A 25,450-nucleotide genomic window follows, 5' to 3' on the forward strand; every position below is an offset into this window, starting at 1 on the left:
CGAGGGATTGCCCCAGCGAGTGCCGCAAAAAATGAAAAAGATGTCCGACCTGATAAGAACTACCATGAGAACGTTTGTGCCAAATGATGCCCACATGGAATAAGGACTCAAGATGAGACAATTTGTAGCCACCGAGCAAGTCATGGTTACCGGTCTGCAGCATCAGGTTTTTCAGCTGGGGGCGGATGGACATTGGTATCCCGTCGCGGTGGGGGACATCTTGGCCAAGGGGACCCTATTGCGGGTAGAGGCACCCAGCGATGTGAGTCTGGCTGCGGTGGCCGAGGGGCGTGAGGCAGCGGCACCGGGAGCACATCTGGTGGCGCAGGAGGGCGATGTTCCTACGCCCGATATGACGCCGGATGCGGATTTGCCGGCGGATGTGGCCGCCTTACAACAGGCCATCTTACAGGGGGTGGATCCCACCCAAAACTTTCAAGCCACGGCGGCCGGTGGCGCCGGTGCTGGGGTGGCAGGGGCATCTGGTTCAGGCAATGGCGGCTTTGTCGAGGTGGTTCGCACCGGCGATCAGACCATAGCGACGGCGGGCTATGACTCCTCCGCGAATCCTGTGGCTGCTGGGCTGGCGGCACAGGATCCCGCCGCCTTGTTGGCGGTGGCCGAGGTGGGGAATCAGGCGCCTACGGCGCAAGATCTGGCGCTGACCACCGCCGAAGACACGACCCTCAGCGGCAGCATCAGCGCCACGGATGTGGACGGGGACACCCTGAGCTACACGGTATCGAGCGACGTAAGCCACGGCAGCCTGACCCTCAATGCCGACGGGACCTTCAGCTACACACCGGCGGCGGACTACAACGGCAGCGACAGCTTCACCGTGCTTATCGATGATGGCAACGGCGGCACCACCAGCAGCACGGTCAGCATCGAAGTGACGCCGGTGAACGATGCCCCCACCAGTGCCGACCAGTCCCTGACCACCGCCGAAGACACGGCCCTCAGCGGCAGCATCAGCGCCACGGATGTGGACGGGGACACCCTGAGCTATACGGTATCGAGCGATGTAAGCCATGGCAGCCTGACCCTCAATGCCGACGGGACCTTCAGCTACACGCCGGCGGAAGACTTCAACGGCAGCGACAGCTTCACCGTGCTTATCGATGATGGCAACGGCGGCACCACCAGCAGCACGGTGAGCATCGAAGTGACGCCGGTGAACGATGCCCCCACCAGTGCCGACCAGTCCCTGACCACCGCCGAAGACACGACCCTCAGCGGCAGCATCAGCGCCACGGATGTGGACGGGGACACCCTGAGCTACACGGTATCGAGCGACGTAAGCCACGGCAGCCTGACCCTCAATGCCGACGGGACCTTCAGCTACACACCGGCGGCGGACTACAACGGCAGCGACAGCTTCACCGTGCTTATCGATGATGGCAACGGCGGCACCACCAGCAGCACGGTCAGCATCGAAGTGACGCCGGTGAACGATGCCCCCACCAGTGCCGACCAGTCCCTGACCACCGCCGAAGACACGGCCCTCAGCGGCAGCATCAGCGCCACGGATGTGGACGGGGACACCCTGAGCTATACGGTATCGAGCGATGTAAGCCATGGCAGCCTGACCCTCAATGCCGACGGGACCTTCAGCTACACGCCGGCGGAAGACTTCAACGGCAGCGACAGCTTCACCGTGCTTATCGATGATGGCAACGGCGGCACCACCAGCAGCACGGTCAGCATCGAAGTGACGCCGGTCAATGATGCCCCCACCAGTGCCGACCAGTCCCTGACCACCGCCGAAGACACGACCCTCACCGGTAGCATCAGCGCCACGGATGTGGACGGGGACACCCTGAGCTATACGGTATCGAGCGACGTAAGCCACGGCAGCCTGACCCTCAATGCCGACGGCAGCTTCAGCTACACGCCGGCGGAAGACTTCAACGGCAGCGACAGCTTCACCGTGCTTATCGATGATGGCAACGGCGGCACCACCAGCAGCACGGTCAGCATCGAGGTGACGCCGGTGAACGATGCCCCCACCAGTGCCGATCAGTCCCTGACCACCGCCGAAGACACGACCCTCAGCGGCAGCATCAGCGCCACGGATGTGGACGGGGACACCCTGAGCTACACGGTATCGAGCAATGTAAGCCATGGCAGCCTGACCCTCAATGCCGACGGGACCTTCAGCTACACGCCGGAGGAAGACTACAACGGCAGCGACAGCTTTACCGTGCTTATCGATGACGGCAACGGCGGCACCACCAGCAGCACGGTCAGCATCGAAGTGACGCCGGTGAACGATGCCCCCACCAGTGCCGATCAGTCCCTGACCACCGCCGAAGACACGACCCTCAGCGGCAGCATCAGCGCCACGGATGTGGACGGGGACACCCTGAGCTATACGGTATCGAGCGAGGCCAGCCATGGCAGCCTGACCCTCAATGCCGACGGGACCTTCAGCTACACGCCGGCGGAAGACTTCAACGGCAGCGACAGCTTCACCGTGCTTATCGATGATGGCAACGGCGGCACCACCAGCAGCACGGTCAGCATCGAAGTGACGCCGGTCAATGATGCCCCCACCAGTGCCGACCAGTCCCTGACCACCGCCGAAGACACGACCCTCACCGGTAGCATCAGCGCCACGGATGTGGACGGGGACACCCTGAGCTATACGGTATCGAGCGACGTAAGCCACGGCAGCCTGACCCTCAATGCCGACGGCAGCTTCAGCTACACGCCGGCGGAAGACTTCAACGGCAGCGACAGCTTCACCGTGCTTATCGATGATGGCAACGGCGGCACCACCAGCAGCACGGTCAGCATCGAGGTGACGCCGGTGAACGATGCCCCCACCAGTGCCGATCAGTCCCTGACCACCGCCGAAGACACGACCCTCAGCGGCAGCATCAGCGCCACGGATGTGGACGGGGACACCCTGAGCTACACGGTATCGAGCAATGTAAGCCATGGCAGCCTGACCCTCAATGCCGACGGGACCTTCAGCTACACGCCGGAGGAAGACTACAACGGCAGCGACAGCTTTACCGTGCTTATCGATGACGGCAACGGCGGCACCACCAGCAGCACGGTGAGCATCGAAGTGACGCCGGTGAACGATGCCCCCACCAGTGCCGATCAGTCCCTGACCACCGCCGAAGACACGACCCTCAGCGGCAGCATCAGCGCCACGGATGTGGACGGGGACACCCTGAGCTATACGGTATCGAGCGAGGCCAGCCATGGCAGCCTGACCCTCAATGCCGACGGGACCTTCAGCTACACGCCGGCGGAAGACTTCAACGGCAGCGACAGCTTCACCGTGCTTATCGATGATGGCAACGGCGGCACCACCAGCAGCACGGTGAGCATCGAAGTGACGCCGGTGAACGATGCCCCCACCAGTGCCGACCAGTCCCTGACCACCGCCGAAGACACGACCCTCAGCGGCAGCATCAGCGCCACGGATGTGGACGGGGACACCCTGAGCTACACGGTATCGAGCGACGTAAGCCACGGCAGCCTGACCCTCAATGCCGACGGGACCTTCAGCTACACACCGGCGGAAGACTTCAACGGCAGCGACAGCTTCACCGTGCTTATCGATGATGGCAACTGCGGCACCACCAGCAGCACGGTCAGCATCGAAGTGACGCCGGTGAACGATGCCCCCACCAGTGCCGACCAGTCCCTGACCACCGCCGAAGACACGGCCCTCAGCGGCAGCATCAGCGCCACGGATGTGGACGGGGACACCCTGAGCTATACGGTATCGAGCGACGTAAGCCACGGCAGCCTGACCCTCAATGCCGACGGGACCTTCAGCTACACGCCGGCGGCGGACTACAACGGCAGCGACAGCTTCACCGTGCTTATCGATGACGGCAACGGTGGCACCACCAGCAGCACGGTCAGCATCGAAGTGACGCCGGTGAACGATGCGCCTTATAACTTACAGCTGTCGGATTATCGGGTGGACGAGAATGACCCTGGGGCCGAGATAGGGCAACTGAGTGCTCAGGATCCCGATATAGGTGATGTGCTGAGCTATAGCGTCAGCGACGACCGTTTCGAGGTGACCGACGAAGGCGTGCTCAAGCTTAAGGATGGGGTCAGCCTGGATTATGAGACCGAGACCCAGGTCAATATTCTGGTGACGGTCACCGACGTCGGCGGGCTCACGAGCCAAGAGACCTTCACCATCTATGTGGGGGACGAAAACGAGGCGCCCTATGACTTGGCGTTGTCAGCTAATCGGGTGGACGAGAATGACGGCGGTGCCGAAATCGGCCAGCTCTCCGCCACGGATCCCGAGGGCGGCGCGCTGAGCTATAGCGTCAGCGACGACCGTTTCGAGGTGACCGACGAAGGCGTGCTCAAGCTTAAGGATGGGGTCAGCCTGGATTATGAGACCGAGAGCCAGGTCAATATTCTGGTGACGGTCACCGATGTCGGCGGGCTCACGAGCCAAGAGACCTTCACCATCTATGTGGGGGACGAAAACGAGGCGCCCTATGACCTGGCGTTGTCAGCTAATCGGGTGGACGAGAATGACGCCGGTGCCGAAATCGGCCAGCTCTCCGCCACGGATCCCGAGGGCAGCGCCCTGAGCTATAGCGTCAGCGACGACCGTTTCGAGGTGACCGACGAAGGGGTGCTCAAGCTTAAGGATGGGGTCAGCCTGGATTATGAGACCGAGAGCCAGGTCAATATTCTGGTGACGGTCACCGATGTCGGCGGGCTCACCAGCCAAGAGACCTTCACCATCTATGTGGGGGACGAAAACGAGGCGCCCTATGACCTGGCGTTGTCAGCTAACCGGGTGGACGAGAATGACGTGGGTGCCGAAATCGGCCAGCTCTCCGCCACGGATCCCGAGGGCGGCGCCCTGAGTTACAGCGTCAGCGACGACCGTTTCGAGGTGACCGACGAAGGCGTGCTCAAGCTTAAGGACGGGGTCAGCCTGGATTATGAGACCGAGACTCAGGTTACGCTCCTGGTGACGGTCACCGACGTCGGCGGGCTAACGAGCCAAGAGACCTTCACCATCTATGTGGGGGACGAAAACGAGGCGCCCTATGACCTGGCGTTGTCAGCTAATCGGGTGGACGAGAATGACGTGGGTGCCGAAATCGGCCAGATCTCCGCCACGGATCCCGAGGGCGGCGCGCTGAGCTATAGCGTCAGCGACGACCGTTTCGAGGTGACGGATCAGGGGATACTCAAACTGGCTGAAGGGATCTATCTGGATTATGAGACGGAGCAACAGGTCGATCTCACTGTCACTGTGACCGATGCCGGAGGGCTGACCAGCCAACAGGTTTTTAATCTCAAGGTGGGCAATGAGTTGGGTGATGAGAGTGCCACTCAGCTAGGTGGCTCAGGTAACGATGAGCTGAGCGGCGGCAGCGGCAGAGATTGGCTGTTTGGCAACGAGGGCGATGATACTCTGGCTGGTAACGCGGGGAATGATGTTCTGGTCGGTGGAGCTGGGAATGATGTTCTCCAAGGTGGCGATGGGAGTGATTTTCTGTCTGGTGGCGCGGGGAATGATGTTCTGCAAGGCGACTCAGGGAGCGATTTGCTGGTTGGCGACTCCGGAGACGATTGGCTGAGCGGTGGCGATGGGGATGATTCATTGATAGGTGGGGCCGGTAACGACATCCTCACTGGCGGGGCCGGCGCCGATGAGTTTGTCTGGCTGGCCACAGACCTGGATGCCAGCAGTGTGGATCATGTCACCGATTTCTCTATCGACGAGGGCGATGTGCTGGATCTCAGCGCCCTGTTGGAGGCCAATTCCGGTGCGACCCTGAGTGTGAGTCAGGCCGACGATGGCTCAACTGTGTTGACGGTCCAGGAGAGCGGCGGCAGTGGCAATACGTCGGATACCTCGACGCTGCAGATCCAGTTGGACGGCGTCAGCTATGCGGATATCACGGGCCTGAGCAACAGTACGGCAGAGCAGGTGCTGCAGAGTCTGCAGGACTCCCAACATCTGGTGGTCGACGCCTGAGCCCTCTGTCTTTGCCAGCACAGGAGGAGTACACCCCCTGTGCTGGTCTGCAATCGCGGCATAAATGCAAAAAAGCACTGATAAACAATTGTTAACATTAATTTTGTTAAACAATACTATGAGGTATTGCCCGCGTGTTGTTGAGAGGCCCTGATGGAGTCGGTGTGGTCTGATTGTGATGAACTGCTGGAGAGCTTGGTATTTCTGTCCAAGTTTCATGGCGTTCCCAATAGCAAGGAAGCCCTGGTGGCTGGCCTGCCCATGCCCGAAGGGCGGCTGAGCCCCTTGCTGTTTCCCCGTGCGGCGGAGCGGGCCGGTTTTTCCGCCCGCCAGCAAGGGGTGACGCTGGATCAGATCTCCGAGCTGTTGCTGCCGTGCGTGCTATTGCTGTCCGGGGGCCGGGCTTGTGTCCTGCTGGCCTTGGATGCCGAGCATCAGGAGGCGGAAATTGTGCTGCCGGCCAGTGGCAACGGCCAGCAGCGCGTGCCCCTGGCACAGTTGGCTGCGGATTACAGCGGCCAGGTGCTGTTTGTGAAGAAGCAGTTCCGTTACGATGCCCGGTCACCCAAGGTGCTGGAAACGCATCATGGTCACTGGTTCTGGAGCACCCTGTTCATCTCCTTGCCTATCTATCGGGACGTGCTGATCGCCTCCATCCTGATCAACCTGTTTGCCATCGCCAGCCCCCTGTTCACCATGAACGTCTATGACAAGATAGTGCCCAATCTGGCCTTCGATTCCCTCTGGGTGTTGGCGGTGGGGGTGGCCATCATCTTCTTGTTTGATTTCATCATGCGCCAGCTGCGCAGTTACTTTATCGACATCGCGGGCAAGAAGTCCGATGTGCTGCTGTCGGCCAAGATCTTCGCCAAAGTCATGGGCATCCGCATGGAGGCAAGGCCGGCCTCCACCGGCGCCTTCGCCAAGCATCTGCAGGAGTTCGAGTCCATTCGGGAGTTTTTCACCTCGGCGACCGTGTCGGCCCTCATCGATCTGCCGTTTGCCTTCTTCTTCCTGCTGATCATCTGGATCTTCGCCGGCAATCTGGTATTGGTCCCCTTCATCGCCATTCTGGTGCTGGCACTGTACAGCTTCTATATCCAGCGGCCGTTGCGGCGCAGCATAGAGGAGGGCTCGCGGTTGGCTTCGCAAAAGTACGCCAACCTAGTGGAAGGGATTGCGGGGCTGGAAGCGGTCAAGGTGTTCGGCGCTCAGGGCACCTTTCAGTTCCGCTGGGAGCAGGCGGTAAGCCACATGGCCAACTGGGGGATCGAGACCCGCAAGCTAACCAATCGGGTCTCCTCCTTGGCCAGCTTTGCCCAGCAGATGTCGACCGTGGGGATCATCATCATGGGGGTCTACGAGATCTCTGAGGGTAATCTCACCATGGGGGGCATGATTGCCGCCGTCATGCTCTCCAGCCGGGCCATCTCTCCCATGATCCAGCTCTCCGTCTTGTCCACCCGTTACAACCAGGCCAAGTCGGCCATGAGCATCTTGGGCAAGATCATGGAGAGCCCCAGCGAGCAGGAAGAGGAGCGGCAGTACATACAGCATGAGGTGCTAAGTGGTCGCATCGAATTTGAGCATGTCACTTTTAATTATCCTGAGATGGAACAGGCGTCGTTGCGTGAGGTTAACCTCAGCATTCGACCCGGTGAAAAGGTCGCCATCATAGGCCGGGTGGGCGCTGGCAAGAGCACCCTGGAAAAATTGCTGCTGGGGCTGTATCGCCCACAAAGTGGCTCGGTGCGGGTGGATGGCTATGATCTGGCCCAAATCCATCCGGCGGTATTGCGCCGCAACATAGGTTGTGTGCCGCAGGACATCACCCTCTTCTTTGGTTCGGTGCGCGACAACATCGTAGTGGGCCATCCGCTGGTGGATGATGAGCGGGTGCTGCGCGCGGCCCGGCGGGGCGGTGTGACCCAGTTTACCAATCAGGATCCCAATGGGCTGGCGCGTCAGGTGGGCGAAGGGGGACGTTTGCTCTCCGGTGGTCAACGGCAGGCCATCGCCCTGTCCCGTGCGCTCCTGATGGATCCTCCCCTGCTGATCCTGGATGAACCCACTTCTAACATGGACAACCGCTCCGAAAGCTTGGTCAAGCAGGAGTTGGCCCACCTGGGACCGCACACCACACTGCTGCTCATCACCCACAGGACCACCATGCTGGATGTGGTGGATCGGCTGGTGGTCATGGAGCAGGGCAGCATAGTCGCCGATGGACCGCGGGAACAGGTCCTGCAACTGCTCAAGGAAGGCAAGATACGGGTTCGGGGGGCGGAGCATGAGTAAGCAGTCGTTGCCCAAAGACGAGTTGCTGGATTGGGTGGAGGATGGCACCGCCGCCGTGCTGCTCAGCACGCCGACACGAGCCAGATTGCTGCTATGGGTCACCTTTTTATTCGTCTTGGTGGCCCTGGGCTGGGCGGCCTGGGCCAAGTTGGACGAGGTAGCGGTAGGACAGGGCAAGGTGATCCCGTCGAGCCAACTGCAGGTGGTGCAGAACCTGGAGGGGGGGATCGTCAAGCAGATCTTCGCCCACGAAGGGGATGTGGTGCAGAAGGGGCAGGAGTTGCTGCAAATCGATGACACGCGTTTTCGCTCGGATTTTCGTGAGCGAGAGCAGGAACTGGTATCGCTGCGTGGGGATGTGACCCGGTTACGCGCGCAGCTGGCCAGTGTGACGGTCAACCAGGATGCCAGCCTGCCCTGGCGTGAACAGGTCAAGGTGACAGAGCAACCGCTGGTGTTTGAAAAGGGGTTCGAACAGGTTTTTCCTGACTATGCGAGCCGGGCGAAGAATGGCTATGGCGAGCAGATCAGCACCCTGGGCAATCAGCTGACCATCATGGCGCAGCAGATAGAGCAAGGTGAAAATGCCATCATGGAGGTCAACACCAAGATACGGACGCTGGGCCGCAGCGTTGATCTTGCGCGTAAGGAATTGAATATCAGCCGGCCCCTCGCCAAGGATGGGATCGTCTCCCAGGTGGACATCCTCCGCCTGGAGCGTCAGGTCAACGAGATGCAGGGGGAGTTGGACAACGCCAGATTGATGTTGCCCAAGCAAAATTCGATGTTGCGGGAGGCCATCCTCAAGCGGAAGGACGTGGCGTTCAAGTTCCGTGTGGATACGCAAAATGAGTTGCAGGACAAGCAAAGTCGGCTGGCACAACTGAACGAGGGACAAGTGGGGTTGCGTGATCGGGTATCCCGTACCAGCGTCGTCTCGCCGGTCAAGGGCACGATCAAAACCTTGAATATCAATACCGTGGGGGGGGTGGTACAACCCGGCATGGATCTGGTGGAAATCGTGCCCATGGAGGACACCCTTTTGGTAGAAGCCAGGGTGTTACCCAAAGATATTGCATTTTTGCGTCCGGGTTTACCGGCAGTGGTGAAATTTACCGCCTATGATTTTGCAATATATGGTGGGCTTAAAGGGACGCTGGAACATATCAGTGCCGATACCATTCAGGATGACAAGGGTAATGCCTATTACTTGGTTAGGGTCAGAACTGATAAGAGCTATCTTGGCGATGACCAGCATCCGCTCCCCATCATTCCGGGCATGCTCGCCAGCGTGGATATTCTGACGGGTAAGAAGAGTGTCTTGGAGTACTTGCTTAAACCCATACTGCGGGCCAAGTACACGGCATTGAGAGAACGATAATCATGGAGAGAGTATGAAGAAGACCCATCTTGCCGCTCTGATGAGTGCAGCACTCGTGTTACCGGCTGCCTCCTGGGCTCAAAGTTTGGAACAGTCGGTGGCCGAGGCGTTGCTGACTCATCCGCAAATCCAGGAAGCCTATCATCTCTACCAATCCCGTCAGTATCAGATTGACGAGGCCAAGGCCGGGTACTTACCCAAGCTCGATGCCATCGCTGGTATTGGTCCAGAGCGTACCAATAACAGCACGACCCGCTCTGGTGCGAGCGACGTGGATAAGAACCAGACGCGCAAGGAGGCCACCGTCAGTTTGACTCAGATGCTGTTTGATGGTTTTGATACCAGCAGCAACGTCAATCGTACCGAGGCCGAGGCTGAGGCGCAGAAATATGCCTTGTTCTCCACGGCGGAAAATACCGCGCTGCGGGTCAGTGAGGTTTACCTCAATGTCCTGCGTCAGCAGGAAATCTTCGAGCTGTCGAAGAAAAACCTGCAGGTCCATGAGGAGATCTTGGCCGATATCGCCAAGCGCACCGACTCCGGGCTGGGTTCCACGGCGGATCTGAGTCAAATTCAAGGCCGTGTTGCGCGGGCCTATGCCAATCTAGCTGCCGCCGAGAACAACCTGCGGGATGCGCAGTCCGAGTACATGCGGGTGGTGAACGCCGAACCCATGGATATGGTACAGCCGGTGCCGGATGCTGACATGTTGCCGGCGAATCTGGATGACGCCCTAAAGGTGGCCACCGAGCAGCATCCGACACTGCTGTCATCACAGCAGGACATTGAAGCGGCCCGCTATCAGCACGAAGGGGCTAAGGCCAACTTTTATCCGCGGGTCTCCGTCGAAGCGAGCCAAAGCTGGTACGAGGATGCCGATGGTATCAAGGGATCCAGTGAGGAAGGCCGGGCCATGTTGATGGTGCGCTACAACCTCTTCAACGGGGGGGCCGACACGGCGCGTAGCCGGTCGACCTCCGCCTTGCAGTCTCAGGCCAAGGACATTCATCTGAATGCCTACCGGCAGGTCGAAGAGGGGACTCGCTTGGCCTGGGCTGCGCGGGACTCCTTGCTGCAACAGAAGGAATTTTTCCGTAAGCATGTGGACTCCAGCTACGACACTGTGCAGGCCTATAAGAAGCAGTTCACCCTGGGTAAGCGGACCTTGCTGGATGTGTTGAACACAGAAAACGAACTGTTCGAGGCTCGTCGTAGTTACATCAATGCCGACTATGACGAGTTGTATGCCGAATACCGGATCATGAACGCCACCGGTCGTCTGTTGGACTCGCTCAGAGTGACCAAACCGGAGCAGTGGAAGTAACCACCACCAGGAGGTCCTATGACCCCAAGAATCGTGTTGCTGGCTCTGATGCTGGGCGGCTGTAGCTTGACCGCCGATCCGACCATGACGGTGAAACAGGCCAATGACCTGACGGATCCCGATACGGATGGGGTGATCAATGCCCGCGAACAATGTCATCAAACCCAGCTTGGTAGTCAGGTTAATAACTATGGCTGTCCGTCCACTGCGCCGCAGCAGCAATTACAGGATCTGTACGTGTTGTTTGAACATGACAAATCCGAGGTGCGGCCTGAATACATGGACAGTATCCAGCAGACTGCACAGTTTATGCTGAATAATCCGGATCAGATGCTAACCATAGAAGGGCACGCCAGTACACCAGGGACGGATGAGTACAATGTTGCACTGTCACAGCGGCGGGCTGATGCGGTGAAACGGGTCATGGTGGAAGAGTTCGGCGTGCCAGCCGAGCGGATTGTGGCTAGGCCCTATGGTGAAAAGAGTCCCTCTATTTCCAAAGAGGATGAGCAGGCTTACACCGCCAATCGACGTGCCGTGGGGACGCTCCACTCATCCATGGAGGAAACGGTAGCCAAATGGAATGTGTATAGCGTTGAAAGCGGCTATTACTAGCCGCCGGATGGGTTGGCTGTGGGGAATATTGGGGATGCTGTTGCTCCCCAATTTCCTTTTTGCCGATGTTGCCTCCCTCACTCCCCAAGATCAGCAGAGTGTGGAAGCGGTACGCCGTTTCTACGGTCAACGTGCTGGCTTAAGAACGGAAAGCTGGCGTCGCTTGGTGGAGCAGGGGCGTAAAGAGCATTGGGATGAACGTCGCGCTCTGACGGAGGTCAACCGTTTCTTCAATCAATTACTCTTTATTGACGATATCAAACTGTGGGGCATGAAGGATTATTGGGCCATGCCGCAAGAGTTTTTGGGCGCGGCAGGCGGAGACTGTGAAGACTATAGCATTTCCAAGTATTTCACCTTGCTGGAGCTCGGTGTTCCGGAAGAGAAAATGCGCATGGTCTATGTCAAGGCATTGGCATATCAGCAGTTTCATATGGTGGTGGCCTATTACCCAACACCCTCTGCAGTACCACTTATTCTGGACAACATCAATGGTACCATTTTGCCGGCGACGAAACGGACGGATTTGGCGCCAGTATTTAGCTTCAACGGTACTCACTTGTGGTTGATGAAGGAGCGAGGCCAGGGCCAGTTGGCTGGTAGCGCCAATCGACTGAAACTTTGGACAGATCTGCGCGGCCGGTTTAACGGCGCTGCCTTTAAGCGTCCAAAACTAAATCTGGATAATTGAACATGACCCTATACCGACAATTACTGATGACCATGCTGGGGCTGTTTGCGATTCTATTCGTATCGGCATATTGGGTTCAGTTCCAGTCAACTCGGGACTTTCTGGCCGAGCAGTTGCGTACCACAGTGGAAAGCACGGCGAATTCCGCCGGCCTCGCCTTGACGCCCTATCTGGAAACGGGCGACCAAGTCGGGGCCGAGTCTGTGCTGAATGCGGCATTTGACGGGGGGTATTACCGTCGAATTCGACTGGATTTACTGGCCAGTGACCAGCACATCGAAAAAGAAAATACCATCACCATTCATGACGTACCGGACTGGTTTATCCACCTGCATCTGTTCGATAGCGTCAACTATGAAACCGTATTGACCTCTGGCTGGTTACAACTGGGTAAGTTGCAGGTAGAAGGGCATCCAGGTCAGGCTTATTTCGAGCTGTGGCGTGGCATGAGTCGCTTGCTGGTGTCCTTCCTGGTGGCCTTTTTGGTGGTGACTGTGTTGTTGATGCGGGCCCTGAACATATTGCTGCGGCCGCTGGAGCAGATCCGTCATCAGGCCAAAGAGATAGAGAAGCATCACTTTGGTCATGCCATTCCACTGCCCCGCACCGCAGAGCTACGCCAGGTGGTCCAATCCATCAATGGCATGGCCGGTAAGCTGGCCAAGCAATTCAAGGAACAGGCCGAGGCTGCCGAGCGGCTGCGGGAGCGGGCTTTTCGGGATGCCGTATCCGGCTTGGGAAACCGCGCCTACTTCATGGGGCAGGTGAACAGTTGGATCGCCGATGCCGGACATGGTGGCATCATGCTGCTGGCGGTGGACATGCTGGAGGACATCTATCGCGACGAGGGGTATGCCGCCCGGGATCGTATGGTGGCCGCCGTGGCCAAGGCGTTGCAGACGTCTTTGCAACGATTCGAAGGCATGGCCTGTGCGCGAATTTCCGCTACCGAATATGCCGTCCTGCTACCGGGGGTGACGAGCCAGCAGCTCGAAGAGATCGGAGAGGAAATTAATCGGGCGATCGCCGAATTGGTGGTCAATCCTATCGCACAGAATCAATCCATCTCCGTCATCGGCATGACGGTACGGGAGGACAAGGACGATCTGTCGAGCCTGCTGACCAAGGCGGATAATGCGTTACGTCGCGCGCGCACCGAACGGTTGGGCGCCGTCGTGCTGGAGCAAGCCTCCCGTGACACCTTGGGGCGGATTGCCTGGAAGGAAATCATCACCCGGGCCTTGCAGCAGGGCAATCTGCACTTCAAATCCCAGCCGGCCATCCTGCTCGAGACGGGACAGGCGCACCATGAGGAGCTGTTTGCCACCATCCATCAGGATGATCAGGAGTTCATGGCTGGGCAGTTTATGCCGGCGGTGGAGCAGTTCAAATTGGGCGCTGAATTTGATAAGGCCGTTCTTCAGGCGGTGGCACCCAGCATGCATCGACATCCGGAGATGCGTTTGGCCGTAAACCTGACCATGGGGTCGATCACGTCCGATGCATTCCATCTCTGGTTGGCAGATTACATGCTCCAGCATGAGCATCTGGCGGGGCGAGTGCTGTTTGAAATGCCCGAGACGGCCATCGTCTACGCGAGAAAGAGTGTGGATAAACTGGTGGCGCTGATCAAGGCCCGTCAGTTTACCTGGGGGGTCGATCAGTATGGCCGGTACTTTCAATCGCTGGGTTATCTGGAGTCGCTGATGCCTGGATACGTGAAGGTGGACCATGGCTACACAGGTATGGTGTTGAAGGATGAGGGGGATCAGGCTTTCCTGTCGGCCGTGTGTCGTGCAGCGCACAATGCCGGGGTCGTGACCATCGCCACACGGGTGGAGGACGAAGCCCAGGTCAAGGCCCTCGCCGATCTGTTCGTGGACGGTTATCAGGGATATATCTCTCCCCCTCACGACTTTTCGTGACGCAACAACGCCAGGCTTGCCTGGCGTTGTTGTTAATTAAGACTCGTACGGCGTTGATTCTCGGTGGCCTTGGCTAATCTCCACCGGATCCTCAGTTTCCATGCATGGATTGAACAAAAAAACGGTTAAGAATGTGAAAATTTTGTAACGGAATATGACGTGCTTCCCCTCTAGGCTTTAGGAAAGCCCCATGGGATGGGTGGAGGTGTCCTATGCGTTACCAACAAATCGAAAACGCTGTGTCTGTGGTCAGTGTCAACGGTATGGCCAGGGTCATTGAGCCTGACGGCTCCACCCATCTGCTACAAGAAGGCGAAATACTCAAACCGGGTGCCCTGGTGGTCAGTGAAGAGAGTAGCCGCCTGATGTTTGATCCCGTCGCGTCGGATGGGGCTGGTCAGCCGGCGGACATCATGGCACAGGCAACAGACCAGAGCCTCAACAGCCAGAGCATTCAGACTGGCAATGCCTTGCTCAACTACCAATTCATCGCCGCTCCCATGCAGGCCCTTAATGTCAGTGGCCAGGTCCGAGTGATTGCTCCGGACGGTTCAACTCACCTGGTGCAGGAGGGCGAGCTGTTACAGCCAGGGATGTTGTTGGTGACCGATGCCAATAGCCATTTGGGCATGGAGCCCAGCCTTGAGCCGACCGAACCACAACCAACCCAGTTAGCCGCCCAGCCTGGCGAAGGCACAGCGGCAGAAATTGCGGCCTTGCAGCAAGCCATCCTGTCTGGTCAGGAGGGGGCGCTGCAAGCCACGGCGGCCGGTAAGACGCCGGATGAGATCGCCGCGCTGCAACAGGCCATCTTGCAGGGGCAAGATCCAACCCTGGTATTAGAAGCCACCGCCGCCGGTGGGGCGGCTCCGGCTGCCGGTGGTGCCGGCGTGGCGGGGGCTAGCGGTAATGGCGGTTTCGTGGTGGTGGACCGGGTTGGTGATGCCACCATCGCCCAGGCGGGCTTTGATACCAGCTATCAAAGTACGCCGCTCACGGGGGTGGAAGATCCCACCGCCCTGCTGGCATCGGAAAACAGCATACCCACCCTGTCGGTTGCTCCTGGCTCGCTGGATGAAGCTGTGCTGGATACCACTCCCGATGCAGATACGGATCTCAGTGATGGTAGTCAGGCAGGTCAGGCAGCCAGCCAGATAACTGGCGATATCACGGTGGACTTTTCGACCGATGCGCCTGGCAGCGTCTTCTTCTCCGCGGTGGGGCAGCAACCGACAGATCTGACATCAGGTGGGGTGCCTATTGTCTGGAGCCTCAGTGATGATGGCCTGATCCTGACCGGTAGCGCCGATGGTCAGGTGGTCTTGACCATTACGCTGTCTGCCGATGGTACTAGCTATGTTGCCGATCTGGATGGTCCATTGGATCACCTTGCCGGCGAGGATGGTCTGAGCCTGGCGCTGAGCCTGACCGCCCAAGACAGCAATGGCGATACCGTCTCGGCACCTCTGGTGCTCACGATCTTGGACGATGCACCCCAGGCCAATGCCGATAGCGGCATCGTCAGCGAAGATGGTACCACCACGGCCAATGGCAACCTGCTGAGTAATGACACCCAGGGTGCCGATGGTGCCACTGTCACCGCCATCCAAGGTGGCGACCTTGGGCAACCCATAGTGGGGAGCTTTGGTACCCTCACACTGAATGCCGATGGCAGTTACAGCTTCGTGCTGGATAACGCCGCCACCCAGGTACAGAGCCTGGTGCCGGGCGAAAGCCTGAGCCAAGACTTCAGCTACACCATCACAGATGGCGATGGGGACACCAGCACGGCCACTTTGACCATCACGGTGAACGGCGCCGATGACGGTGTCACCATCAACGGTCTGTCCGGTGGGGGGGCCGAGGTGGTGGTGAGCGACGCCAACCTGGCCGATGGCAGCAGCCCCAATGCGGCGGCGCTGACCCAGACCGGCAGCTTCGACATCAGCGCCCCTGATGGGGTGAAGAGCCTGAGCGTGGCCGGCGTGGTACTGATTGCCGACGGTGTGGTGGTGGGCCTGCCGCAGGCCGTGCCCAGCCCGCTGGGCAACAGTCTGAGCATTACCGCCATCAGCTTCGACGCCGACACGGGTACCGGCACCATCAGCTACGCCTACACCCTGTTGGATAACGAGTACCACACCCAACCGGCCAACGATGCGGTGCTGGGGGAAAGCTTTGCCGTGGTGTTGGTGGATGACAACGACAGCACCACCAGTGCCAGCCTGGATGTCCAGGTACTGGATGATGTGCCCAGTGCCCAGAACGACAGCGCCAGTGTGACGGAAGATGGCCCCACCACGGCCAGCGGCAACCTACTGACCAATGATACCCAGGGTGCCGATGGTGCCACTGTCACCGCCATCCAAGGTGGCGACCTTGGACAACCCATAGTGGGGAGCTTTGGTACCCTCACGGTGAATGCCGATGGCAGTTACAGTTTTGTGCTGGATAACGCAGCCACCCAGGTGCAGAGCCTAGTGCCGGGCGAAAGCTTGAGCCAAGACTTCAGCTACACCATCACAGATGGCGATGGGGATACCAGTACTGCGACCCTGACCATCACGGTCAACGGCGCCGATGACGGTGTCATCATCAACGGTCTGTCCGGTGAGGGGGCCGAGGTGGTGGTGAGCGACGCCAACCTGGCCGATGGCAGCAGCCCCAATGCGGCGGCGCTGACCCAGACCGGCAGCTTCGACATCAGCGCCCCGGATGGGGTGAAGAGCCTGAGCGTGGCCGGCGTGGTACTGATTGCCGACGGTGTGGTGGTGGGCCTGCCGCAGGCCGTGCCCAGCCCGCTGGGCAACAGTCTGAGCATTACCGCCATCAGCTTCGACGCCGACACGGGTACCGGCACCATCAGCTATGCCTACACCCTGCTGGATAACGAGTACCACACCCAACCGGCCAACGATGCGGTGCTGGGGGAAAGCTTTGCCGTGGTGTTGGTGGATGACAACGACAGCACCACCAGTGCCAGCCTGGATGTCCAGGTACTGGATGATGTGCCCAGTGCCCAGAACGACAGCGCCAGTGTGACGGAAGATGGCCCCACCACGGCCAATGGCAACCTGCTGAGTAATGACACCCAGGGTGCCGATGGTGCCACTGTCACCGCCATCCAAGGTGGCGACCTTGGGCAACCCATAGTGGGGAGCTTTGGTACCCTCACGGTGAATGCCGATGGCAGTTACAGCTTTGTGCTGGATAACGCAGCCACCCAGGTGCAGAGCCTAGTGCCGGGTGAGAGCTTGAGCCAAGACTTCAGCTACACCATCACAGATGGCGATGGGGATACCAGTACTGCGACGCTGACTATCACGGTGAACGGCGCCGATGACGGTATCGTGGTGATCACCCCCTTTGGTTTCAACAGCCTGAGTGATGCCAACTTGCCCGATGGCAGTTCACCCGATGCAGATGCCCTGACCCGCACCGGTACCTTCGTGTTCAATGCCAGTGATGGGGTTAGCAGCCTGATGTTGGGCGGTGTCACCCTGATCGACAACAATCAGCCGGTATCTGTTCCGGTGAGCATCCCCAGCCAGTTGGGTAATGCCGCCGTGATAACGGCCATCAGTTTTGATCCTGACACTGGGCTGGGTAGCTTCAGCTACAGCTATACCTTGATAGATAACGAGTTCCACAGCCAACCGGATCAGGATCTGTCGGTATCCGATCCGTTTGAATTGGTACTGGTGGATCAAAGCGGCACCACCTACAGCCAGACCTTTAACGCCCAGGTGCTGGATGATGTGCCCACCGCGCAAGACGACAGTGCCAGTGTGACGGAAGATGGCCCCACCACGGCCAATGGCAACCTGCTGAGTAATGACACCCAGGGTGCCGATGGTGCCACTGTCACCTCCATCCAAGGTGGCGACCTTGGGCAACCCATAGTGGGGAGCTTTGGTACCCTCACACTGAATGCCGATGGCAGTTACAGCTTCGTCTTGGATAACGCCGCCACCCAGGTACAGAGCCTGGTGCCGGGCGAAAGCTTGAGCCAAGACTTCAGCTACACCATCACAGATGGCGATGGGGATACCAGTACTGCGACCCTGACCATCACGGTCAACGGCGCCGATGACGGTGTCATCATCAACGGTCTGTCCGGTGAGGGGGCCGAGGTGGTGGTGAGCGACGCCAACCTGGCCGATGGCAGCAGCCCCAATGCGGCGGCGCTGACCCAGACCGGCAGCTTCGACATCAGCGCCCCGGATGGGGTGAAGAGCCTGAGCGTGGCCGGCGTGGTACTGATTGCCGACGGTGTGGTGGTGGGCCTGCCGCAGGCCGTGCCCAGCCCGCTGGGCAACAGTCTGAGCATTACCGCCATCAGCTTCGACGCCGACACGGGTACCGGCACCATCAGCTATGCCTACACCCTGCTGGATAACGAGTACCACACCCAACCGGCCAACGATGCGGTGCTGGGGGAAAGCTTTGCCGTGGTGTTGGTGGATGACAACGACAGCACCACCAGTGCCAGCCTGGATGTCCAGGTGCTGGATGATGTGCCGTATCTGACGATCGCCGCTGATCACCTGGCGGTGGAGGAGGACGACCTCAACAACGCCAATGCGGTCGGCAATAACGAGGACGGCTCGGTCAATGGGCATATCGCCCACGGCAGCCTGGCGGACAATTTCGCCTTTGGCGCTGACGGGGCGGGAGCCAATAAGGTGGTGAGCCTCAGCTACGCCGGCGATGTGTATATCCCGGATAGTGAAGGCCATATCACCATCACCACACCACAGTGGCAGTTGGTGGTGGACGCCGCCAGTGGCGAGTATGACTTCATCCTGCTGGATAATGTCATTCATGAGGCTGGTGGTGGGGAAAACTGGGCGTTGGATGCTTTTAGCATCGAGCTTGCCGTGACGGTTGAAGATGGCGATGGCGATCAGGTCAGTGACAACGTGACCCTGAATGTGGATGTGCAGGATGACGTGCCGGTCCTGGCCGGCACCGAGCAAGCGCCGGTGACGGTGAGTGGCTTGGTGAACGAGGATGCGCTGAGCACCAGCGACACCCCGGCTGCGCCGTATGAAGGCAATGACGACGAACCGCAAAGCCGCACGGCGGTGGGTGAGGCCGGTGCCCTGGCGGCCCTGGTGGACTTTGGTGCGGACGGTCCTGGGACCTTTGGTCTGACGGATGGGAACGATGCGCTGAATAGCCTGTATGCCCAGGAGCTGAGCTCCGGCGGCGTCGAGTTGAGCTACAGCCTGGTGAACGGGGTGCTGACCGGTTACGTGGCCGACTACACCGTATTCACCCTGACGGTGACCGAGGAGGGCGGTTACACCTTCACCCTGATGGGGCCGTTGGACCATCCGACGACGGATGGCAGCGACACCGAGACCCTGGGCGAGAGTGCCATCGACTTCTCCGGTGTGCTGACGGCGACGGACGGGGATGGTGACCCCTTGGTGGGTGGCTTCCCGGCTGGCAGCTTCGTGATTGATGTGCAGGATGACGTGCCGGTCCTGGCCGGTACCGAGCAAACGCCGGTGACGGTGAGTGGCCTGGTGAACGAGGATGCGCTGAGCACCAGCGACACCCCGGCTGCGCCGTATGAAGGCAATGACGACGAACCGCAAAGCCGCACGGCGGTGGGTGAGGCCGGAGCCCTGGCGGCCCTGGTGGACTTTGGTGCCGACGGTCCTGGCACCTTTGGTCTGACGGATGGGAACGATGCGCTGAATAGCCTGTATGCCCAGGAGCTGAGCTCCGGCGGCGTCGAGTTGAGCTACAGCCTGGTGAACGGGGTGCTGACCGGTTACGTGGCCGACTACACCGTATTCACCCTGACGGTGACCGAGGAGGGCGGTTACACCTTCACCCTGATGGGGCCGTTGGACCATCCGACGACGGATGGCAGCGACACCGAGACCCTGGGCGAGAGTGCCATCGACTTCTCCGGTGTGCTGACGGCGACGGACGGGGATGGTGACCCCTTGGTGGGTGGCTTCCCGGCTGGCAGCTTCGTGATTGATGTGCAGGATGACGTGCCGGTCCTGGCCGGTACCGAGCAAACGCCGGTGACGGTGAGTGGCCTGGTGAACGAGGATGCGCTGAGCACCAGCGACACCCCGGCTGCGCCGTATGAAGGCAATGACGACGAACCGCAAAGCCGCACGGCGGTGGGTGAGGCCGGAGCCCTGGCGGCCCTGGTGGACTTTGGTGCCGACGGTCCTGGCACCTTTGGTCTGACGGATGGGAACGATGCGCTGACCAGCCTGACGGAGCAGGGGCTGACCTCTGGCGGAGAGCCGCTGAGCTACAGCCTGGTGAACGGGGTGCTGACCGGTTACGTGGCCGACTACACCGTATTCACCCTGACGGTGACCGAGGAGGGCGGTTACACCTTCACCCTGCTGGGCCCGTTGGACCATCCGACGACGGATGGCAACGACGGCGAAACCCTGGGCGAGAGTGCCATCGACTTCTCCGGTGTGCTGACGGCGACGGACGGGGATGGTGACCCCTTGGTGGGTGGTTTCCCGGCTGGCAGCTTCGTGATTGATGTGCAGGATGACGTGCCGGTCCTGGCCGGTACCGAGCAAACGCCGGTGACGGTGAGTGGCCTGGTGAACGAGGATGCGCTGAGCACCAGCGACACCCCGGCTGCGCCGTATGAAGGCAATGACGACGAACCGCAAAGCCGCACGGCGGTGGGTGAGGCCGGTGCCCTGGCGGCCCTGGTGGACTTTGGTGCCGACGGTCCTGGCACCTTTGGTCTGACGGAGGCGAACGAAGCGCTGACCAGCCTGACGGAGCAGGGGCTGACCTCTGGCGGGGAGCCGCTGAGCTACAGCCTGGTGAACGGGGTGCTGACCGGTTATGTGGCCGACTACACCGTATTCACCCTGACGGTGACCGAGGAGGGCGGTTACACCTTCACCCTGATGGGGCCGTTGGACCATCCGACGACGGATGGCAGCGACACCGAGACCCTGGGCGAGAGTGCCATCGACTTCTCCGGTGTGCTGACGGCGACGGACGGGGATGGTGACCCCTTGGTGGGTGGCTTCCCGGCTGGCAGCTTCGTGATTGATGTGCAGGATGACGTGCCGGTCCTGGCCGGTACCGAGCAAACGCCGGTAACGGTGAGTGGCTTGGTGAACGAGGATGCGTTGAGCACCAGCGACACCCCGGCTGCGCCGTATGAAGGCAATGACGACGAACCGCAAAGCCGCACGGCGGTGGGTGAGGCCGGTGCCCTGGCGGCCCTGGTGGACTTTGGTGCCGACGGTCCTGGCACCTTTGGTCTGACGGAGGCGAACGAAGCGCTGACCAGCCTGACGGAGCAGGGGCTGACCTCTGGCGGGGAGCCGCTGAGCTACAGCCTGGTGAACGGGGTGCTGACCGGTTATGTGGCCGACTACACCGTATTCACCCTGACGGTGACCGAGGAGGGCGGTTACACCTTCACCCTGATGGGGCCGTTGGACCATCCGACGACGGATGGCAGCGACACCGAGACCCTGGGCGAGAGTGCCATCGACTTCTCCGGTGTGCTGACGGCGACGGACGGGGATGGTGACCCCTTGGTGGGTGGCTTCCCGGCTGGCAGCTTCGTGATTGATGTGCAGGATGACGTGCCGGTCCTGGCCGGTACCGAGCAAACGCCGGTAACGGTGAGTGGCTTGGTGAACGAGGATGCGTTGAGCACCAGCGACACCCCGGCTGCGCCGTATGAAGGCAATGACGACGAACCGCAAAGCCGCACGGCGGTGGGTGAGGCCGGTGCCCTGGCGGCCCTGGTGGACTTTGGTGCCGACGGTCCTGGCACCTTTGGTCTGACGGAGGCGAACGAAGCGCTGACCAGCCTGACGGAGCAGGGGCTGACCTCTGGCGGGGAGCCGCTGAGCTACAGCCTGGTGAACGGGGTGCTGACCGGTTATGTGGCCGACTACACCGTATTCACCCTGACGGTGACCGAGGAGGGCGGTTACACCTTCACCCTGATGGGGCCGTTGGACCATCCGACGACGGATGGCAGCGACACCGAGACCCTGGGCGAGAGTGCCATCGACTTCTCCGGTGTGCTGACGGCGACGGACGGGGATGGTGACCCCTTGGTGGGTGGCTTCCCGGCTGGCAGCTTCGTGATTGATGTGCAGGATGACGTGCCGGTCCTGGCCGGTACCGAGCAAACGCCGGTAACGGTGAGTGGCTTGGTGAACGAGGATGCGTTGAGCACCAGCGACACCCCGGCTGCGCCGTATGAAGGCAATGACGACGAACCGCAAAGCCGCACGGCGGTGGGTGAGGCCGGTGCCCTGGCGGCCCTGGTGGACTTTGGTGCCGACGGTCCTGGCACCTTTGGTCTGACGGAGGCGAACGAAGCGCTGACCAGCCTGACGGAGCAGGGGCTGACCTCTGGCGGGGAGCCGCTGAGCTACAGCCTGGTGAACGGGGTGCTGACCGGTTATGTGGCCGACTACACCGTATTCACCCTGACGGTGACCGAGGAGGGCGGTTACACCTTCACCCTGATGGGGCCGTTGGACCATCCGACGACGGATGGCAGCGACACCGAGACCCTGGGCGAGAGTGCCATCGACTTCTCCGGTGTGCTGACGGCGACGGACGGGGATGGTGACCCCTTGGTGGGTGGCTTCCCGGCTGGCAGCTTCGTGATTGATGTGCAGGATGACGTGCCGGTCCTGGCCGGTACCGAGCAAACGCCGGTAACGGTGAGTGGCTTGGTGAACGAGGATGCGTTGAGCACCAGCGACACCCCGGCTGCGCCGTATGAAGGCAATGACGACGAACCGCAAAGCCGCACGGCGGTGGGTGAGGCCGGTGCCCTGGCGGCCCTGGTGGACTTTGGTGCCGACGGTCCTGGCACCTTTGGTCTGACGGAGGCGAACGAAGCGCTGACCAGCCTGACGGAGCAGGGGCTGACCTCTGGCGGGGAGCCGCTGAGCTACAGCCTGGTGAACGGGGTGCTGACCGGTTATGTGGCCGACTACACCGTATTCACCCTGACGGTGACCGAGGAGGGCGGTTACACCTTCACCCTGATGGGGCCGTTGGACCATCCGACGACGGATGGCAGCGACACCGAGACCCTGGGCGAGAGTGCCATCGACTTCTCCGGTGTGCTGACGGCGACGGACGGGGATGGTGACCCCTTGGTGGGTGGCTTCCCGGCTGGCAGCTTCGTGATTGATGTGCAGGATGACGTGCCGGTCCTGGCCGGTACCGAGCAAACGCCGGTAACGGTGAGTGGCTTGGTGAACGAGGATGCGTTGAGCACCAGCGACACCCCGGCTGCGCCGTATGAAGGCAATGACGACGAACCGCAAAGCCGCACGGCGGTGGGTGAGGCCGGTGCCCTGGCGGCCCTGGTGGACTTTGGTGCCGACGGTCCTGGGACCTTTGGTCTGACGGATGGGAACGATGCGCTGAATAGCCTGTATGCCCAGGAGCTGAGCTCCGGCGGCGTCGAGTTGAGCTACAGCCTGGTGAACGGGGTGCTGACCGGTTACGTGGCCGACTACACCGTATTCACCCTGACGGTGACCGAGGAGGGCGGTTACACCTTCACCCTGATGGGGCCGCTGGATCACCCGGTACCGGATGGCAGTGACACCGAGCTGTTGAATGCCAGTGGCATCGACTTCTCCGGTGTGCTGACGGCAACGGACGGGGATGGTGACCCCTTGGTAGGTGGTTTCCCGGCCGGCAGCTTCCTCATCAATGTGGAAGATGACGTGCCCGAGTTTGACTCTGTCATGGATGCGGTGCTCTCCAGTGCGACGACCATCGACTTTGACGGTCGGTACGTGGCGGGATTTGGCGCCGACGGTCTGGATTTCATCACGACCGTACTGGGCAGTTCAGGTATCTATGCCGGAGCCGAGGTCAGCTTTATCCATACGACCACCGAGGTAGAAGGCGTGACCCGGGTGGATGTGACGGATGCGCAGAGTGAGGTGGTGTTCAGCTTCTACTACACCACTGAGGTGAACAAGGTATCCGAAGGGGGTGATGGCAGTACCGCCATTCATGCCTTCAGCGATCTGGCGGATCCCAGCCATAGTCAGTTCTTCAATCTGACGGTAAATGCGGATGGCACCTACAACTTTGATATGGTCTCCAATACGGTCATCTCGACCACGACGGTTTCTGGGGAGGACTTCGATGCTTTTGGCCCGACGACCGCGGTGACCACACTAGACGAGTCCCTCATCATCTATGGTGGGATTGGTGAGGAATCATTGTTGACGGTGAACGCCTCCAATAATGGTATTGGGGTTAAGACGACAACCATTGAGGCTGGCGAGTGGCTGCGCATGGACTTTGCCAAGAGTCAGAGCTATGTCAACTTCAACCTGCAACAGTTTGCCGGTGGGGGTTCCGCGCTGTTGATGTTGTCGCTGGATGGGGTGGCCTTCGACTTCAACACCACGACGGCCGTAGTGGATGGCTTGCCCATCTACAAACCCACGGATGGCGGTGATCTGTTTGTGGAGGTGGAGGTCAATGCCCAGTTGGCTAATACCTACAGCTATGATCAGGATGCAGGCACTCTGGTGCTCTATGTGGCTGAGGGTTTCGAGCAGCTGCGGCTGGATAATGATGATGGCTCGCTCAAGTTCAACGTCAATGAAATCACCTATGACCAGAACATCAGTGTGGATGATTTGGCCTTGAACTTTGACATGGCTGCTACGGATCAGGATGGTGATACCTCCAGACTCGACGATCAGCTGACCATCGTCATGCTGGATCCTACCGAAACATTAGCTGCAACGACCGATGGGGTCGATGCCGATGAGGGTGTGGTTTTGGTGGGTAACGGTGAGGATGACATTCTGGTTGGGGGGGCCGGAGATGACATTCTGATTGGTGGTCGTGGCAGCGATATCCTGACCGGCGGGGCCGGTGCCGACATCTTCAAGTGGTTGGCCGAAGATGCCGATGGATCTACCGACAAGGTGACAGACTTCCATCTTGGCGAGGACAAGCTGGATCTGGCCGAGGTGCTGGATAGCAATGCGACGACGGGCAATCTGGATCACTATCTGGATGTATCCACAGATGGCGTTAATACCGTCATCAAGGTCTACGGTAACGGCATCCCGGATCCGACCCCGGATCCCATGCCGGCACCGGATCTGGAGGTGGTGCTGCAAGGGGTAACGCTGGATGACCCGCTCAACGATCTGGTCAGCCAAAATAGTATCATCGTCTAGTGGTCGAGGGA

At 60.0% G+C, this 25,450-nt stretch carries 8 protein-coding genes; all 8 read left to right on the forward strand.

Annotated elements, in window-relative coordinates; genetic code table 11:
* Nucleotides 1–112: 112 nt before the first annotated feature.
* The 8 genes from ABHF91_RS05165 to ABHF91_RS05200 all read left to right on the forward strand — a co-directional run bounded on the left by ABHF91_RS05165 (nt 113) and on the right by ABHF91_RS05200 (nt 25,439).
* Entirely contained in the window at nt 113–5,989 is a 5,877-nt protein-coding gene (locus ABHF91_RS05165; RefSeq protein WP_409422400.1) for a retention module-containing protein, read from the forward strand.
* 153 nt (nt 5,990–6,142) lie between these two features.
* Nucleotides 6,143–8,287: a type I secretion system permease/ATPase gene (locus tag ABHF91_RS05170; RefSeq protein WP_409422401.1), complete on the forward strand. Its 2,145-nt coding sequence runs from the start codon at nt 6,143–6,145 to the stop codon at nt 8,285–8,287.
* On the forward strand, nt 8,280–9,668 hold the full coding sequence (locus ABHF91_RS05175) for an HlyD family type I secretion periplasmic adaptor subunit (RefSeq protein ID WP_409422402.1): 1,389 nt from the start codon (nt 8,280–8,282) through the stop codon (nt 9,666–9,668). The genes ABHF91_RS05170 and ABHF91_RS05175 overlap by 8 nt, the downstream gene beginning before the upstream one ends.
* 13 nt (nt 9,669–9,681) lie before the next feature.
* Complete coding sequence (locus tag ABHF91_RS05180; RefSeq protein ID WP_409422403.1) at nt 9,682–10,992, forward strand: TolC family outer membrane protein; 1,311 nt, start codon at nt 9,682–9,684, stop codon at nt 10,990–10,992.
* 18 nt (nt 10,993–11,010) lie between these two features.
* Nucleotides 11,011–11,607 carry an OmpA family protein gene (locus ABHF91_RS05185; RefSeq protein ID WP_409422404.1) on the forward strand — a complete coding sequence of 199 codons (597 nt, stop codon included), beginning with the start codon at nt 11,011–11,013 and terminating at the stop codon, nt 11,605–11,607.
* Nucleotides 11,576–12,298 carry a transglutaminase-like cysteine peptidase gene (locus ABHF91_RS05190; protein ID WP_409422405.1) on the forward strand — a complete coding sequence of 241 codons (723 nt, stop codon included), beginning with the start codon at nt 11,576–11,578 and terminating at the stop codon, nt 12,296–12,298. The genes ABHF91_RS05185 and ABHF91_RS05190 overlap by 32 nt, the downstream gene beginning before the upstream one ends.
* A gap of 2 nt (nt 12,299–12,300) precedes the next feature.
* Nucleotides 12,301–14,223 (forward strand): EAL domain-containing protein, encoded by a 1,923-nt coding sequence (locus tag ABHF91_RS05195; RefSeq protein ID WP_409422406.1) that lies wholly within the window; start codon nt 12,301–12,303, stop codon nt 14,221–14,223.
* 212 nt (nt 14,224–14,435) lie between these two features.
* Nucleotides 14,436–25,439, forward strand: a complete 11,004-nt coding sequence (locus ABHF91_RS05200) for a retention module-containing protein (RefSeq protein ID WP_409422407.1) — start codon at nt 14,436–14,438, stop codon at nt 25,437–25,439.
* Nucleotides 25,440–25,450 lie beyond the last annotated feature (11 nt).

Source organism: Pseudaeromonas aegiceratis, assembly GCF_046254905.1.
Classification (GTDB): Bacteria; Pseudomonadota; Gammaproteobacteria; order Enterobacterales; family Aeromonadaceae; genus Pseudaeromonas; species Pseudaeromonas aegiceratis.

Coding starts and splice junctions, on each gene's coding strand:
- ABHF91_RS05165 (WP_409422400.1), top strand. CDS start 113: ATGAGACAATTTGTAGCCACCGAGCAAGTCATGGTTACCGGTCTGCAG.
- ABHF91_RS05170 (WP_409422401.1), top strand. CDS start 6,143: ATGGAGTCGGTGTGGTCTGATTGTGATGAACTGCTGGAGAGCTTGGTA.
- ABHF91_RS05175 (WP_409422402.1), top strand. CDS start 8,280: ATGAGTAAGCAGTCGTTGCCCAAAGACGAGTTGCTGGATTGGGTGGAG.
- ABHF91_RS05180 (WP_409422403.1), top strand. CDS start 9,682: ATGAAGAAGACCCATCTTGCCGCTCTGATGAGTGCAGCACTCGTGTTA.
- ABHF91_RS05185 (WP_409422404.1), top strand. CDS start 11,011: ATGACCCCAAGAATCGTGTTGCTGGCTCTGATGCTGGGCGGCTGTAGC.
- ABHF91_RS05190 (WP_409422405.1), top strand. CDS start 11,576: ATGTGTATAGCGTTGAAAGCGGCTATTACTAGCCGCCGGATGGGTTGG.
- ABHF91_RS05195 (WP_409422406.1), top strand. CDS start 12,301: ATGACCCTATACCGACAATTACTGATGACCATGCTGGGGCTGTTTGCG.
- ABHF91_RS05200 (WP_409422407.1), top strand. CDS start 14,436: ATGCGTTACCAACAAATCGAAAACGCTGTGTCTGTGGTCAGTGTCAAC.